General features: G+C 51.3%; 17 protein-coding genes. 13 read left to right on the top strand and 4 right to left on the bottom strand.

Translation table 11 applies throughout. From position 1 onward, the window contains the following. Positions 1-8: 8 nt before the first annotated feature. The 4 genes from FIM25_RS09185 (at position 9) to minE (ending at position 3666) form a co-directional block, all read left to right on the top strand. Positions 9-1607, top strand: coding sequence for a hybrid sensor histidine kinase/response regulator (locus FIM25_RS09185; protein ID WP_139448514.1), 1599 nt, complete (start codon positions 9-11; stop codon positions 1605-1607). 167 nt (positions 1608-1774) lie between these two features. Further along, positions 1775-2449: a septum site-determining protein MinC gene (locus FIM25_RS09180; protein ID WP_139448513.1), complete on the top strand. Its 675-nt coding sequence runs from the start codon at positions 1775-1777 to the stop codon at positions 2447-2449. 83 nt (positions 2450-2532) lie between these two features. Continuing rightward, a complete protein-coding gene (gene minD, locus FIM25_RS09175; RefSeq protein ID WP_139448511.1) occupies positions 2533-3339 on the top strand; it encodes a septum site-determining protein MinD in 807 nt (268 codons plus the stop codon). A gap of 45 nt (positions 3340-3384) precedes the next feature. Further along, a complete protein-coding gene (gene minE, locus FIM25_RS09170; protein ID WP_139448509.1) occupies positions 3385-3666 on the top strand; it encodes a cell division topological specificity factor MinE in 282 nt (93 codons plus the stop codon). Positions 3667-3681: 15 nt separating this feature from the next. Here the strand turns inward: minE and FIM25_RS09165 are convergent, their stop codons facing one another. Continuing rightward, positions 3682-4452, bottom strand: a complete 771-nt coding sequence (locus FIM25_RS09165; RefSeq protein ID WP_139448507.1) for an HD domain-containing protein — start codon at positions 4450-4452, stop codon at positions 3682-3684. 600 nt (positions 4453-5052) lie between these two features. Between FIM25_RS09165 and FIM25_RS09160 the strand changes: the two genes are divergently transcribed. The 6 genes from FIM25_RS09160 to FIM25_RS09135 all read left to right on the top strand — a co-directional run bounded on the left by FIM25_RS09160 (position 5053) and on the right by FIM25_RS09135 (position 8966). Beyond that, positions 5053-5463, top strand: coding sequence for a DUF134 domain-containing protein (locus FIM25_RS09160; RefSeq protein WP_139448505.1), 411 nt, complete (start codon positions 5053-5055; stop codon positions 5461-5463). 43 nt (positions 5464-5506) lie between these two features. Further along, complete coding sequence (locus FIM25_RS09155) at positions 5507-6367, top strand: nucleotide-binding protein (protein WP_139448503.1); 861 nt, start codon at positions 5507-5509, stop codon at positions 6365-6367. Further along, positions 6364-7296, top strand: coding sequence for an ATP-binding protein (locus FIM25_RS09150; RefSeq protein ID WP_139448501.1), 933 nt, complete (start codon positions 6364-6366; stop codon positions 7294-7296). Before FIM25_RS09155 ends, FIM25_RS09150 begins: the two co-directional genes overlap by 4 nt. Then, positions 7293-7655, top strand: a complete 363-nt coding sequence (locus FIM25_RS09145; protein WP_139448499.1) for a NifB/NifX family molybdenum-iron cluster-binding protein — start codon at positions 7293-7295, stop codon at positions 7653-7655. Before FIM25_RS09150 ends, FIM25_RS09145 begins: the two co-directional genes overlap by 4 nt. A gap of 40 nt (positions 7656-7695) precedes the next feature. After that, entirely contained in the window at positions 7696-8028 is a 333-nt protein-coding gene (locus tag FIM25_RS09140; protein WP_139448497.1) for a NifB/NifX family molybdenum-iron cluster-binding protein, read from the top strand. Between the two features lie 101 nt (positions 8029-8129). Then, on the top strand, positions 8130-8966 hold the full coding sequence (locus FIM25_RS09135; RefSeq protein ID WP_139448495.1) for an MBL fold metallo-hydrolase: 837 nt from the start codon (positions 8130-8132) through the stop codon (positions 8964-8966). Positions 8967-9551: 585 nt separating this feature from the next. Here FIM25_RS09135 and yjgA read toward each other — a convergent pair. Next, positions 9552-10130, bottom strand: coding sequence for a ribosome biogenesis factor YjgA (yjgA, locus tag FIM25_RS09130; RefSeq protein ID WP_139448493.1), 579 nt, complete (start codon positions 10128-10130; stop codon positions 9552-9554). Between the two features lie 10 nt (positions 10131-10140). Then, a complete protein-coding gene (gene metF / locus FIM25_RS09125; RefSeq protein ID WP_139448491.1) occupies positions 10141-11028 on the bottom strand; it encodes a methylenetetrahydrofolate reductase [NAD(P)H] in 888 nt (295 codons plus the stop codon). A gap of 118 nt (positions 11029-11146) precedes the next feature. Between metF and FIM25_RS09120 the strand changes: the two genes are divergently transcribed. From FIM25_RS09120 to dusB, 3 genes are read left to right on the top strand one after another with little or no spacing between them, the layout of a single operon-like run. Beyond that, positions 11147-11491, top strand: coding sequence for a hypothetical protein (locus FIM25_RS09120; RefSeq protein ID WP_139448489.1), 345 nt, complete (start codon positions 11147-11149; stop codon positions 11489-11491). Positions 11492-11500: 9 nt separating this feature from the next. Further along, complete coding sequence (locus FIM25_RS09115; protein WP_139448487.1) at positions 11501-12343, top strand: DUF1848 family protein; 843 nt, start codon at positions 11501-11503, stop codon at positions 12341-12343. Between the two features lie 44 nt (positions 12344-12387). Next, positions 12388-13371, top strand: coding sequence for a tRNA dihydrouridine synthase DusB (gene dusB, locus FIM25_RS09110; RefSeq protein ID WP_139448485.1), 984 nt, complete (start codon positions 12388-12390; stop codon positions 13369-13371). 15 nt (positions 13372-13386) lie between these two features. Here dusB and FIM25_RS09105 read toward each other — a convergent pair whose 3' ends face one another. Further along, complete coding sequence (locus FIM25_RS09105; protein ID WP_139448483.1) at positions 13387-13584, bottom strand: hypothetical protein; 198 nt, start codon at positions 13582-13584, stop codon at positions 13387-13389. Between the last annotated feature and the right edge of the window lie 167 nt (positions 13585-13751).

Raw genomic sequence — 13751 nt, 5'->3', positions numbered from 1 at the left:
AGACGATTATGTCCGGAAATACAGAAACAGAAAATCTGCGCCGTGAAAATGAAAGGCTCCGCAGTCGCCTGCAGAAAATGGAAGAGCGTTACACCATGACGCTGGACAGTATTTCTGAAATTTACTTTGAAACGGATACCAGCGGCCGCCTTACCTTTTTCAATCAGAGCCTCTGTAACATCACAGGTTTTTCCAAAAATGTCCTCCATGGAAAAGTGGCAAGGGATCTCTGTCCCCGGGAATCAGCCACACGGCTGGAACAGATATTCCGGCACACTCTGGAAAAAAAGGAAAGCCATGCACTGAGCCATCTGGAAGTATTCCATAAAAAGGGACACACCATACCATTAGAAATATCCGTTTCTCTGATCCAGAGCCCGGGACTCAGACTGCAGGGATTCCGGGGAGTGGCCAGGGATATTTCCAGCAAAATTGCCGCTGAAAAAGAAAAAGCCCTTTTTGAAGAGCAGCTGCAGCAGGCCCAGAAGCTGGAAGCCATAGGAACGCTGGCCGCAGGCATTGCCCATGATTTCAACAATCTTCTCATGGGAATTCAGGGCAACACTTCACTGCTTATGCTCCATACGGAACCGGAAACACCGGCATGGAAACGCCTTATAAAAATTGAAGCGCAGGTACGCCATGGAGCCAACCTCACACGCCAGCTTCTCGGCTTTTCAAAGGACCAGGAAGGCAAACGGACCATCTGCGACATCAATACCCTCGTACAGGAGACGGGCCTGATCTTTTCCCGCACCCATAAAAATATCCAGATGCACCAGGAACTTTCCGGAAATATCTGCCCTGTGATGGCTGATTCTTCCCAGATCAGCGAGGTTCTCCTTTATATTTTCATCAATGCGGCCACCCACGGAATGCCCGATGGCGGCGACCTTTATGTGGAAACGGACAGGGTTTTTCTCAAAGAAACCTTTACCAGTCCCCACAAGCTTCCTGCCGGAGACTACCTTCGTATTCTGATCCGGGACACGGGCAAAGGCATGGATGAAAAAACCAGAAAACGGGCCTTTGATCCCTTCTTCTCCACCCTTGAGAAGGGACAGGGAACAGGCATGGGCCTGGCATCGGCCTTCAGTATTATCAAAAATCACCACGGTATCATTTCCATAAACAGCTCTGCAGGCCAGGGATGCACCTTCATTATTCACCTGCCCTGTTCCAGTCATCAGGCAAGGGGAATTGTTCCTGCTTCTGCCATAAAAACCATTCTTCTTGTGGATGATGAAGAAATGATTCTGGATGTGGCTGGGGATCTGCTTAAAGAACTGGGGCATCAGGTCATCTGTGCCTCCGGTGGTCAGGAAGCCCTTGATCTCTTTGACAGACATTCCGACACCATTGATCTTGTGATTCTTGACATGGTGATGCCCAGAATGGATGGAAAAAAAACCATACAGGCTCTCAGGAAACGGAATCCAGCCCTGCCAGTCCTCATTTCCAGCGGTTATGAGAAGATGCACCTGGAACCAGAAGATATCCTGCTTCCCGAAATAACCGCATTCATACAGAAACCCTTTACACTGAAAGGTCTTAAGGAAGCCATCATGGGATTTGGCAGAATACAGGCACAGCTTGACACACCCTGACCCTTTCTTTATATTTTCTGACAATTTTAAGAATTGTCTTAATCTGCCCATTCAAACAGGCTTCCATCAAATTCAGGGCAGGATACAGATCGGTTTTTTTATGTTTAGACTCCTGAATAAAACCCGTTCCCTGTCCCACTTACTTGCGGAAAGCGACAAAATCAGCTATGGACCAGACGGTATCCTTAAAAGGCGTAGGCGATGGTCTACGCCTGCACATCGGCGTTCCCATGGCCCGGGAAAAACTGCTGGCGGAAATCAGCCCCCTCTTTGACCGTATCCGCCAGCTGGCCTCAGGGGCCAGAATTACTGTGGATGCCAGCGGTGAAGACCCTGACCTTCTGCCCTTTCTCAGGGATTTTCTTATCCGGGAATACGCAGTGGCAGAGGTCATTCCAGTGGAAACTGTGCAGCCCCGGCAACAGGAGTCAAGAAAGCGCCAGCGTGATGTGGACAAATCCTGGGAAAACCGGAAAAGTGATGTACTCATGATGTGCGGTCGTGTCCGTTCAGGCCAGCGGATTCAGGCAAAAGGGCACCTTGTACTCATGGGGGATGTCAATCCGGGCGGAGAGGTCATCGCGGGCGGCGACCTTATTATTCTGGGCAGCCTCTGCGGTATGGCCATGGCCGGTCAGACACAGAAAAAAGATGCTATTATAGTGGCTCTGGATTTCCGGCCCACCCTTCTGCATATAGGCCAGCAGGTGAGCAGTGGCCCATTCGGATCCGGCAATAAAAATCCGGAATATGCCTTTCTCCGGGAAGACACCATTATCGTGGAGGATTACCTCGGCAACCCTCCCTTCGGACGTCTGCCATGGCCGGAATTCCGCGCTTAAACAAAAAAAGGCCATTGAATACCCATAGCGGACAGGCTTATACTCTTAATCAGATCGCCATGACAACCCATAAGAGGTGAACATTGGAAGGAAAAATTATTGTCATCACATCCGGCAAAGGGGGCGTTGGCAAAACTACGGCAACGGCTGCCCTTGGTGCTGCCATTGCCCTAGAAGGCAAACGAGTTGCCGTAGTGGATATGGACATAGGCCTGCGCAATCTGGATGTAGTAATGGGCCTTGAAAACCGCATTGTCTTCAATGTGGTGGATCTGGCCAAGGGCCGCTGCAAGGTTCGCCAGGCTGCCATCAAAGACAGACGCATAGAAAACCTTTTTCTCATACCCGCATCCCAGAGCGATAATAAAACCGCCCTGAGTACCGATGATATGATACGGCTCTGCAAAAAGCTCCGTCAGGAATTTGATGTGGTTCTCATAGACTGTCCTGCAGGGATAGAACAGGGATTTGAAAACTCTGTCATCGGAGCGGATGAGGCTGTGGTGGTATGCACGCCGGAGGTTTCTGCGGTGCGGGATGCGGACCGTATCATAGGCCTTCTTTATGCCAGATCCATCACCCCCAAACTCATTGTCAACCGTATTGTCCCAAGGCTGGTAGCTTCGGGGGACATGCTCAGCCACAAGGATGTTGTGGATGTTCTGTCCATTGAACTCATCGGTCTTGTCTGTATGGATGATTTTGTCATCACATCCACCAACACAGGTACACCCGTTGTTCTGGACAGGGATTCAAGGGCAGGCCAGGCATTCCGGCGCATTGCCGCCCGCCTCCTCGGAAACACCGAAATTCCCATTGTTGATCCCCTTGAGGATCTCAAAGGATTCTGGAACCGCATCAGCTCTAAGATGGGATTGCGGAAAACCTGAATCAGGCACTGGACCTAAAAAACCTGTCAGAAAGGGGAATTAAACATGCTTAACAACTTTTTTTCCAAGATGTTCAAGGAAAAAGAGGCACCTCCGGGGGAGGTCGCCAAAAAGCGGCTGCAGTTTGCCCTGGTCTATGACAAACTGGAAGTTTCCGATGATATGCTTGAAAATCTCCAGAAAGATATTGTCGATGTCCTCTCCAAATATTTTGAGATAGACAAAGCCTCCCTCAGGCTTGACATTACCCGTCAGGAAGATCTTTCAGCCCTTGTACTGAACACACCCATCATAGCCGCAAAAAAACGGGGGCAAACTCCGAAATAAAATACACCCTTCATTTCACTCAGCGTCCCTGCCGTAACGCTCCAGAATAGCCACATAGACACGGGCGGCAATACCCATGCCGATGTCAATGAATTCCGGACCAAAACGGCGGCCGGAATGGCTCCTGAAGGTTTCTCTGATTCGGGCAATACCAGCAATCCCCTGGGGGTAGCCTTTCAGAAACGCAGATACAGGCACCCTTGCCGATGCCAGCATATCCCAGACCGTATGGGTGAAATTATCCGGTCCCCAGCGGAATTTATCCGCATCATAGAGGCAGTTCACCAGAAGATCCGTGTTCAGGCTGAGGGCTTCAGCTTCAGGATAATGCCTGAAGGCCTCATGTCTGCGTATGGCCTCGCATACAGCCTCCACATCCTTTGAAGAAAATCCTTCCTCTTCAAGGATGAACCCCGCAACTACGGCTCCCTTTTCCGCATGATTTTTTTCCTTACGGCAGATATCATGCAGAAGTCCTGCACATTGAGCCAGGCGCATAAGATGATCCAGACAGGCCTCTTCCCTGAACCCTGCGGCCATACCTTCCATGAAAATCAGAGCCCCTGCCTCCACCGCCACTTTCCGGCTGTGCCCCATCCCATGCCCCCAGTCTTCGGCCAGAAGAAGCATGACCTTATCCCTTATACCCGCAACCTTTGCATCCTTTTCAAAAAAAATGCAGGATTTTTCCAGAAAAAAGGCACACTCGCTGTAAAAAGCCGGGGTTGGGGCACCATGGACAATGGCCCGCGCCATCTCCCTGATATCATAATATATAGCCTGCATGGAGCATCTCCATAAGGGAATTCCACCATAAACATCAAAAAACGTAATTGTTCAACACGCTTTTCCAAGTGCCATACCTGTCAGACAGATACACAGACACCCAAGCTATTTGCCAGTGACGCAATCTTATTCTGGAGCTTATTGCCCTGTGCGGAAGCGGCAAAAACTCCCCGCCACAGGCAGGGTAAGCTTTTTGATTACCATAGCAGGCTTAAGCACGCTGCCTTTGTGGCGGCTCAGACAGTTTGCCGCTTCTTTCGCACAGGCCTTCAAAGCTCTAATCCGAAACGATTGCAACATCACTGGCAAATAGCCAGGGTGCCCTGCCACAGCCCGAAGCTTCTGCAATTACAGAGGTAGAATTCCGGAATAAATTATGCTGAACAGTCACTCCCCTGTTCACATATTGACCCCTTCTCTGTACCATGAAAAAGAAAAAGCCTCCACTCACAATGGTGGAGACGGGCAGCCCGCTTTTTTATGTCCATAAAAACATCGGGTTTTTCATCCCTGCATAACAATTCTTTTTTTCCCTTGACTTGTCAGACTGGATCTGACTAACACACCACTATTGAGCATATGCTCATATCTGGAGGACAGATGGTTCGACCTAAAAAAAACCGCATCGTATCCGCCCACCCCGAGGTCAGCTACTTCAAACCCCGAGGCATTCCCCTCAGAGATCTGGATGAAGTTATTCTGACGGTGGATGAACGGGAAGCCCTGAGGCTTGCGGATCTGGAAGACCTGAGCCACGCCGATGCAGGCGAACGCATGGAAGTCTCCAGGGCCACCTTTGGCCGCATCCTGCAGAAAGCAAGGAACACGGTAGCCGATGCCATGATTCACGGCAAAGCCATCCGGGTGGAAGGCGGGGTCTATACCCTGCGCAAGGCCAGCCATTTTCTCTGCCTCGGATGCCAGCGGGCTTTTGAGCATCCTCTGGAAGAAGAGCATCCGGAACATTGCCCCCGGTGTACACACCCGGAAGTCAAACCGGCGGAATCATAAAGCCGGATATCTACCTTCAAGCACAGATAAAAAAGGAGGCAGCATGAAAATAGCCATAGCCAGCGGAAAAGGCGGCACAGGCAAAACCACCCTTGCGGTGAACCTTGCGGCTTCCGCCCCTATGCCCATCTGCCTCCTGGACTGCGATGTGGAAGAACCCAATGCCCACCTCTTTATACGGGCAGAAAACATACAGCGGCATCCCGAAGGGGTTTTTGTCCCGGTCATAGATACTGACCGCTGCACCCTCTGCGGAAAATGCGAAGCCATCTGCCGTTTTTCAGCGCTGGTGATCATAGGAAAACGGCTGCTGGCCTATCCTGAAATGTGCCATGCCTGCCTCGGTTGCATGCGCATCTGCCCGGAAGAAGCCATCTCCCCCGGAGAAAGAATTCTGGGGGATGTGCTTTCCGGCTCCTTTGGCCCCCATCAGCTCATATGGGGAGAAATGAGGGTGGGCGAGGCCATGAGCCCTCCCCTCATTGAAGCGGTACAGCGCATGGCTCCGGAAGACCGCCCTCTTCTGCTGGACTCACCCCCCGGCACCTCCTGCCCCATGATTGCAGCCATAAGGGACTGTGATTTTGTGGTACTGGTTACAGAACCCACCTCCTTCGGGCTCCATGACCTTACTCTGGCTGTGGAAACAGCCAGACATCTGAAAATACCCTGCGGTATTGTGGTGAACCGGGCAGAAAAGGGCAATACACAGATACAGGATTATGCAGCCCTGGAAGATATTCCCGTACTCCTTGAAATTCCCTTCAGACGATCCTACGCAGAAAGCTATTCCAGGGGAGAAAAGCTCATTGATACCGACCCTGCACTCAGAAAAGCTTTCACCGGGCTATGGGATATCATCATAAAAAAAGCAGAAGATCAGAAAACAAGGAGGGCGTCATGAAGGAACTTGTCATCCTCAGCGGTAAGGGCGGAACTGGTAAAACCAGCATTTCCGCAGCCTTTGCCCATCTGGCACCTTCCCGCATTCTGGTGGATGCCGATGTGGATGCGGCCAACCTTCATCTGGTGGTACCCCATAAGGTCTTTTCTTCCGAAGCCTTTTCCGGCGGTATTCTTCCGGAGCTGGACCTGACCCTGTGCACGGACTGCGGTACCTGCGTGGGAATCTGCGCCTTCCATGCCATCAAAGACACCCATCCGCCGGAAATCGATCCTGTTTACTGCGAAGGCTGCGGCATCTGTCATGACTTCTGCCCCGCCGGGGCCATAGGCCTCAAACCAAGGATCTCGGGAACATGGTTTCATTCCAGCACGGCAGAAGGCCCCATGCTCCATGCACGTTTGGGCATCGCCGAAGAAAACTCCGGCAAACTGGTTTCCATGCTGCGCAAACGTGCAGGGGAGCTTGGCAGACAGGGCGAGTATCCCATCATCCTTGTGGATGGTCCTCCCGGCATCGGCTGCCCTGTCATTGCCTCCCTTACCGGTGCGGATCTTGTTCTCATGGTAACGGAACCAACACTCTCCGGTCGCCATGACATGCTGCGCCTTGCAAAGCTCTGCGCCCGGATGCGCATTCCCGTATGCCTCACCCTCAACAAGTGGGATCTTAATCCGGAGATGGCCCATGCCATGGAAGAAGAAGCCCGAAGCAGAGGCATGGAAATCCTCAGCTCCATTCCCTTTGACACCGAAATGACAAAGGCCATGGCCGCAGGCAGGAGCCTTACAGAAGTCTCCAGCGGCCCGGCAAGTCAGGCCCTGATGCAGCTCTGGCAGGAAGTACTCAGCCTTTTGGAAAAACAGCAGAAGTCCTCCGATGGCGGCCTTCTGATTATGGAATCCCTGAAACAGGAGACAATACCATGAAAATACTTGTTTCATCCCAGGGGCATACTCTGGACGCCGCTCTGGACCCCCGTTTTGGCCGTGCCGCCTGTTTTCTTCTGGTGGATACGGAATCTCTGGAATACTCCGTCGTGGAAAATTCCCAGAACCTGAACCTGCCCCAGGGGGCCGGAATACAGGCGGGCAAAACCGCAGCTGCGACCGGTGCCGCAGCCGTTCTTACAGGGCACTGTGGACCCAAAGCCTTTGACGTACTGCAAGCTGCGGGTATTGAGGTGGTAGTGGGTGCTTCGGGCAGGGTAATTGATGCGATACAGCACTATAAAAACGGAAAACTTGAAACAGCCATGGCACCCGACGTGGAAGGGCACTGGGTATAGTGGCTGCATAGACATCCAAACCTGTTTGAAAGGAATTACCATGAAAGTTGCCATTCCCGTTGCAGAAGGAAAACTTGCCGTACATTTCGGCCATGTGCAGGAATTTGCTCTGGTCCATGTGAATGACGGAAAAATTGAAAAAACCGAAAGCCTCACCCCGCCTCCCCATGAACCGGGTGTACTGCCCCGCTGGGTGGAATCCATTGGCGCAACCCTTGTCATTGCCGGTGGCATGGGACACAAGGCCCAGCAGCTCTTTGCGGAAAAAAATATCAAAGTACTCACCGGTGCCCCCAGCGAAGCACCGGAAGTGCTGGTCCGACAGTATCTTGAAAACTGCCTGCAGACGGGTGTCAATCTCTGCGACCATTAAAGGGCATCCGGTTCCGAAAGCAGGAGTCCCCATGTCAGGATTCCTGCTTTCCGGAAACCGGATCTCCCGGATAAGGCTTTTATGATATTCAAGGAGTTTATATGATCCGCATCACCCTTCTTGCCGAAAACACCACCGCCACGGGCATGGCCCTCATGGGCGAACACGGTCTTTCCTTTCTCGTGGAAACAGCCTCTGAAAAAATTCTTTTTGATACGGGACAGGGTTTAGTGCTGGCATCCAACGCAAAAGCCCTTGGAAAGAATCTGGAGGAAGTGGACACCGTGGTGCTCAGCCACGGGCATTACGATCATACGGGCGGGCTGCATTGTTTCGGTGATAATGGGAAAAAAAGAAAACTCGTGACTCATCCGGAAGCCTTTGAACCCAAATGGGCAGGCAGGCAGCCGGATCAGGTGATAGGCATCGGCTGCCCTTTAACGCCGGAGGCACTTGAAAAAAAAGGATTTGAGATACAAAGGACAAAAGATTCCCTTACACTGACCCAAGGCATTCGGACAACGGGAGAAATTCCCATGGTCACGCCATGGGAAAGGGTGGAATCCTATTTTTTTGCCGGAAATCAGATAGAGCAGGACAGTATGCCCGATGACATGGGCCTGATTCTGGATACGGACAAAGGAACGGTTCTGCTGCTGGGATGCACCCACAGGGGGCTGATCAATACCCTTACCCATGTGGCCAGCCTCACAGGCTCAAACCATTTTCACGCCATCATGGGCGGCCTGCACCTTGGCGAGGCAGACCCGGACCGGCTGAACCATGTCAGTGAAGGCCTTAAGGCTTTTTCCTTTGACCATATGACGGTGGGCCACTGCACGGGTATCCATGCCTACTGCCACCTGCGCCGCATCTTCGGGGAAAAGGTCCGTGCCCTTTCCGTGGGCAGTAACTGGCTTTTTTCCGGGACCCAATAAGTCCGGAAATTGCAGGGGCAGACCTTGTTCCTGCCCCATGGAGAAAAAAGCAAAAAACGATAAGCAATGTAACTTTTTAGGTAATTGTTAAGCACAATTTCCCAAGTACCATAGCTGCCAGACAGATGCACAGGCACCCAGACTATTTGCCTGTGACGCAATCTTTTTCGGGAGCTTCTTGCCCTGTGCGGAAGCGGCAAGAACTCCCCGCCACAGGCAGGATGCACTTTTTTATTACCATAGCAAGCCTTAGTACGCTGCCTTTGTGGCGGCTCAGACAGTTTGCCGCTTCTTTCGCACAGGCCTGCGAAGCTCTGATCCGAAACGATTACAATGTCACTTGCAAACAGCCAGGGTACCTTGCAACAATACGAAGCTGCTGCAATTGCAGCATTGGAATTTCAGAATAAACTGTGCTGAACAATTACCTTTTTAGCACAATTTTTCTTTAGTAAATTGAATACCTTCAATCAGGTACATAGACAATCAGGCCATTTGTTCATGACGAAACGATTGCAAGATCACTCACAAACAGTCCGACTGTCTCATATCGAAAACAAGCTTCTGAAATCAAACAATAAATCTTCATTCATCAGAAAGAAAGCCATCCACCAGATCCAGACCTTCTCCATCCAGCCTTTCATTCAGATACCTGAAAAGAGTGCGTCTGCTGCCCTTAGGTTTACCCGTTGTCTTTTCCCTGACGGCCTGATCCACAAGAAAAAGAAAGTGGTTTTTTTCCAGCCCCGGATGCCGGGCAAGCTTTTCAGCCAGTCCTTCATTTCCTGCAGCAAGCCGGTCCCGCAGGGATTCAAGGTACTGCGTCCGTGAATGTTCCCGCCGTTTCCTTGATTCTCCGTCTTCCAGAAAACGGGCAATGGCTGCAATAGTCTCCGTTTCTTCATGGCGCATCAGGGTGCCGATTCTTTTTTCCTGCCTCTTTCTTGCACCATGGCTGCGGATTTCCTTTAAATCAACCAAAGCCCTGTACAGTTCAGGTGAAAGGGGCAGCTCCTGCCAGACATCCTCACCCATGGTTGCCAGTATCACGCCCATGGCTTCCAGAGCTTTGGCTTCCTGCTTTTTCCGGGACCGGCTCCGGGGAACATCCTCATCCCAGTCTTCTTCAAAATTCCGGCCTTCATCAAAATTAATCTCTTCCATACCATCTCCCTCAGCGGCTCAGATTCCGGGAATTTTTTACTCCCAGAGCCTCATAAATTCGCAATGTGGCAGGGGAGCGGTTCAGGGTATAAAAATGAATTCCCCTTACCCCATGATCAATAAGATCCCTCACCTGTTCCGTAGCCCAGTGCACACCCACATTTTCCACCATGGCATCGGACTCGGCCCTGTATACAGCCCGCAGCAGAGGAGCCGGGATGCGGGCCCCTGCGGCAAGTTCCGCCATGCGCTCCATGCCTTTGCGGGTGGTTACGGGCATAATGCCCGCCAGAATGGGAACATCAATACCTGCCAGCTGGCAGCGATCCTGGAAATCATAAAAATCCCGGTTATCGAAAAAAAGCTGGGTAACAATATAATCGGCTCCTGCATCCACCTTGGCTTTAAGATAATCAATTTCCAGAAGACGGTTAGGCGTTGCAGGATGTCCTTCCGGAAAACCAGCCACGCCTACGCACATACCCGGAAAATGCTTTTTGATATAGGCCACAAGATCTGCGGCATATAAAAAACCGTCCGGGTGGGGCGTAAAGGGCTCTCCTGCGGGTGGATCTCCCCGCAGGGCCAGAATATTATGCACACCCAGAGCATCATAGGCACTTAAAATTTCATGAATTTCATCCTTGGAAGCCCCCACACAGGTGAGGTGGGAAACGGCGGTCAGCGGAGTTTCCCTGTGGATACGGGCCAGAAGCTTGTGGGTTCTGTCACGGGTGGAGCCACCGGCTCCGTAAGTGACACTTACATAGGCAGGCTCTAAGGGCATGAGATCGGCAATGGTATGGAAAAGACTCTCCCACCCCTTTTCCGTTGCCGGCGGAAAAAACTCAAAACTGAAGGTCATGGGATTTTTTTCAAAAATATCACTCAGCAGCATATGCTTCTCCTCTTTGACAAAAAAGCCGTTCCTGTGCCATAGATGGCCCGGCATGGAAAGCAGTCTGAATCCTTAAGCCGGAAAAAAGATATTATAACAACAAAAAAAGGCAGAAACCATGACGGATATCGGAGACATCGTTCTCATTTATTTTGAAGACCAGCCCACCACCTATGCCCGGGTCGATGACATTGAAGCCGATGTGAAAAGGGACTGGTACCAGCTCACCATGACCCTTCTGCAGGTGCCGCCTCCGCCGGAACGCATCACCTGGATCCTGCGGGATACTTACATCAATGGTGACGAATTTACCATGCAGGGCAAACGCATCAGGCTGGAAAAACTGGAACCTTCAGCAGCCTTCAAAGAAAGGCAGGAAGAAATCCTGAATGCCGGCAAGGGGAAAAAAGAAAGCAGTACGCCCGGTCAGGTGATTTCCCTTTCCGATTTCAAAAAAAGCTGAAAACCTTCCATGGGCCTGCGCCGCATTCTTTCCGCATCCCGGAGAACGGATCTTCCAGCCTTTCACCTCCCATGGTTCCACCGGGGGCTGGAAAAAGGCTTTTTTGAGGTGGAAAATCCCGTATCCGGCAGAAAGTTTTCCGTCTCTGCCAGAGCAGAAGATGTGGCAGCTTTTGTTTTCTGGTCTAAAAATTACGGCCCTTTTTTAGAAAATAAAACCGGAGAAAAGCTCCGGGATATGGGAATGGGAGCCTGCTTTCAGTTCACGATCAATACAGAGATGCCCCTGCTGGAACCCGGCCTGCCGCCCCTTGAAGAACGGATGAAACAGATGCAGGAGCTGGCCTTACGCTTCGGTCCTCACTCTGTTTTCTGGCGATGGGACCCCATATGCCACTGGCGGGATGCCCATGGAGGTATCCGGCACAACCTGCAAGACTTTTCTTCCATCGCCAAAGCAGCTGCCAAAGCCGGTATTTCTTCCTGCACAACAAGCTTTCTGGACCTTTATCCGAAGGTCATCCGGCAGGGCAAAAGCAGCGGCGTCTTTTTCTTTGATCCTGAGCCGGACCATAAAAGAAAAATCATTGAGCGCATGGCAGAGCTGCTGGGGCAGATGGATATCCGGCTTTTTCTCTGCTGCGAGCCTGAGCTGCTGACATCCTGCAAGCCTGATAATATTTTTCAGGCCCACTGCATTCCGGGTACTGAGCTGAAAAAAGCCTTTGGCAGGCTATCCCTCAGAAAAGAAAAGGGACAGAGAAAAAACTGCGGCTGCACCCATTCCACGGACATCGGCTCCTACCGCAGCCAGCCCTGCTCCCATAACTGTCTCTATTGCTATGCCCGCTGAACACACACTAAAAACCATTATCTAGCCAAGGCAGCTCTTTTATTATGAACCCCAAAAAACACACTTTTTCCATTGGCGGCATATCTTTTTCCCACCCCACCGTGCTGGCTCCCCTTGCAGGGGTCACGGATCAGCCCTTCCGTCGCATGATCAAAGGGTTCGGCTGCGGTCTGGTGTGTTCCGAAATGGTCAGTGCCAACGGTCTGGTTTATGGCTCAGAAAAAACCCGACAGCTCATGGCATCCCATCCGGAAGAAAGACCTCTTTCCATACAGATCTTCGGCTCCGATCCTGCCATCATGGCCGAAGCCGCCCTTATGGTGCAGGATGCGGGTGCGGACATTGTGGATATCAATTTCGGCTGTTCCGTACGCAAGGTCTTAAAATCCGGTTCCGGGTCCGCCCTCATGGCAGAGCCTGAAAAATCAAAGGAAATCATTACAAAGGTCCGCAGGGTACTTTCGGTCCCCCTGACCATCAAGATCCGTTCCGGATGGCAGCCCCATGGGGAAGATGCCTTTCGTTTAAGCCGGATAGCCGAAGACTGCGGTGTGGATGCCATAACCATCCATCCGAGAACCGCCCGTCAGGGCTTCGGGGGAAAGGCGGACTGGTCACTTATCCGCAAAATAAAAAGTCTTGTAAAAATTCCCGTCATTGGCAACGGAGACATCATAAGACCCGAAGATGCCCTTTCCATGTTCAGCAAGACAAATTGTGATGCCGTCATGATCGGCAGAACCGCCATGCACAGCCCCCATATTTTTAAGGATATCCACGATCTCATGGAAGAAATATCCCCTAAGGGACAAAACCTTGCAGAACACTTTGCCTCCATGGAAAACTACATAGAAAACCTCACCCTTTTTTACGGAGAAGAAACCGCCTGCAGCATGTTCAGAAGCCGCCTTGGCTGGTTTGTCAAAGGCCTTCCCGGAAGTACGGTTTTCAGATCTGAAGCCTCTTCCATTTCCAGCAAAAGCAAGGCTCTGGAACTTCTGCACACTTTTCAGGCAGGCCTGATATAAAAAACACCACAGCAGCTAACCCCAGAAAAACCAGACAACAGCCGGAATAAGAACCGCAAGGATCACCAACACGCCGGGTACTGTCATATAGGCCTTATAAAGGGGTTGATTCTGAGCCTTTATCCGTTTTACCTCGGCCAGAAACCAGTGCCCCAGCAGCATGGCCGAGCCCAGAGCAGCGCCCATCTTTACAATCTCAAGCAACCATTCCACAGAGTTTTCCTTTTCAAGTCTGTTTTTCGAACCCTATTTTTTAAAAACCGTATTTTCAAACACCTCTTCAGCACCATGCCTATTACTTCAAAGTCCCTTTGATGTCAAAACCTCACCAATAAAGCCCCCAATGTTCCTCATCCCTTCCCTTTATTTTTACAGCGCCC

Origin of the sequence: Desulfobotulus mexicanus (assembly GCF_006175995.1) — a bacterium.
Lineage (GTDB): Bacteria > Desulfobacterota > Desulfobacteria > Desulfobacterales > ASO4-4 > Desulfobotulus > Desulfobotulus mexicanus.
This window is presented reverse-complemented; position numbering and strand designations above follow the sequence as displayed.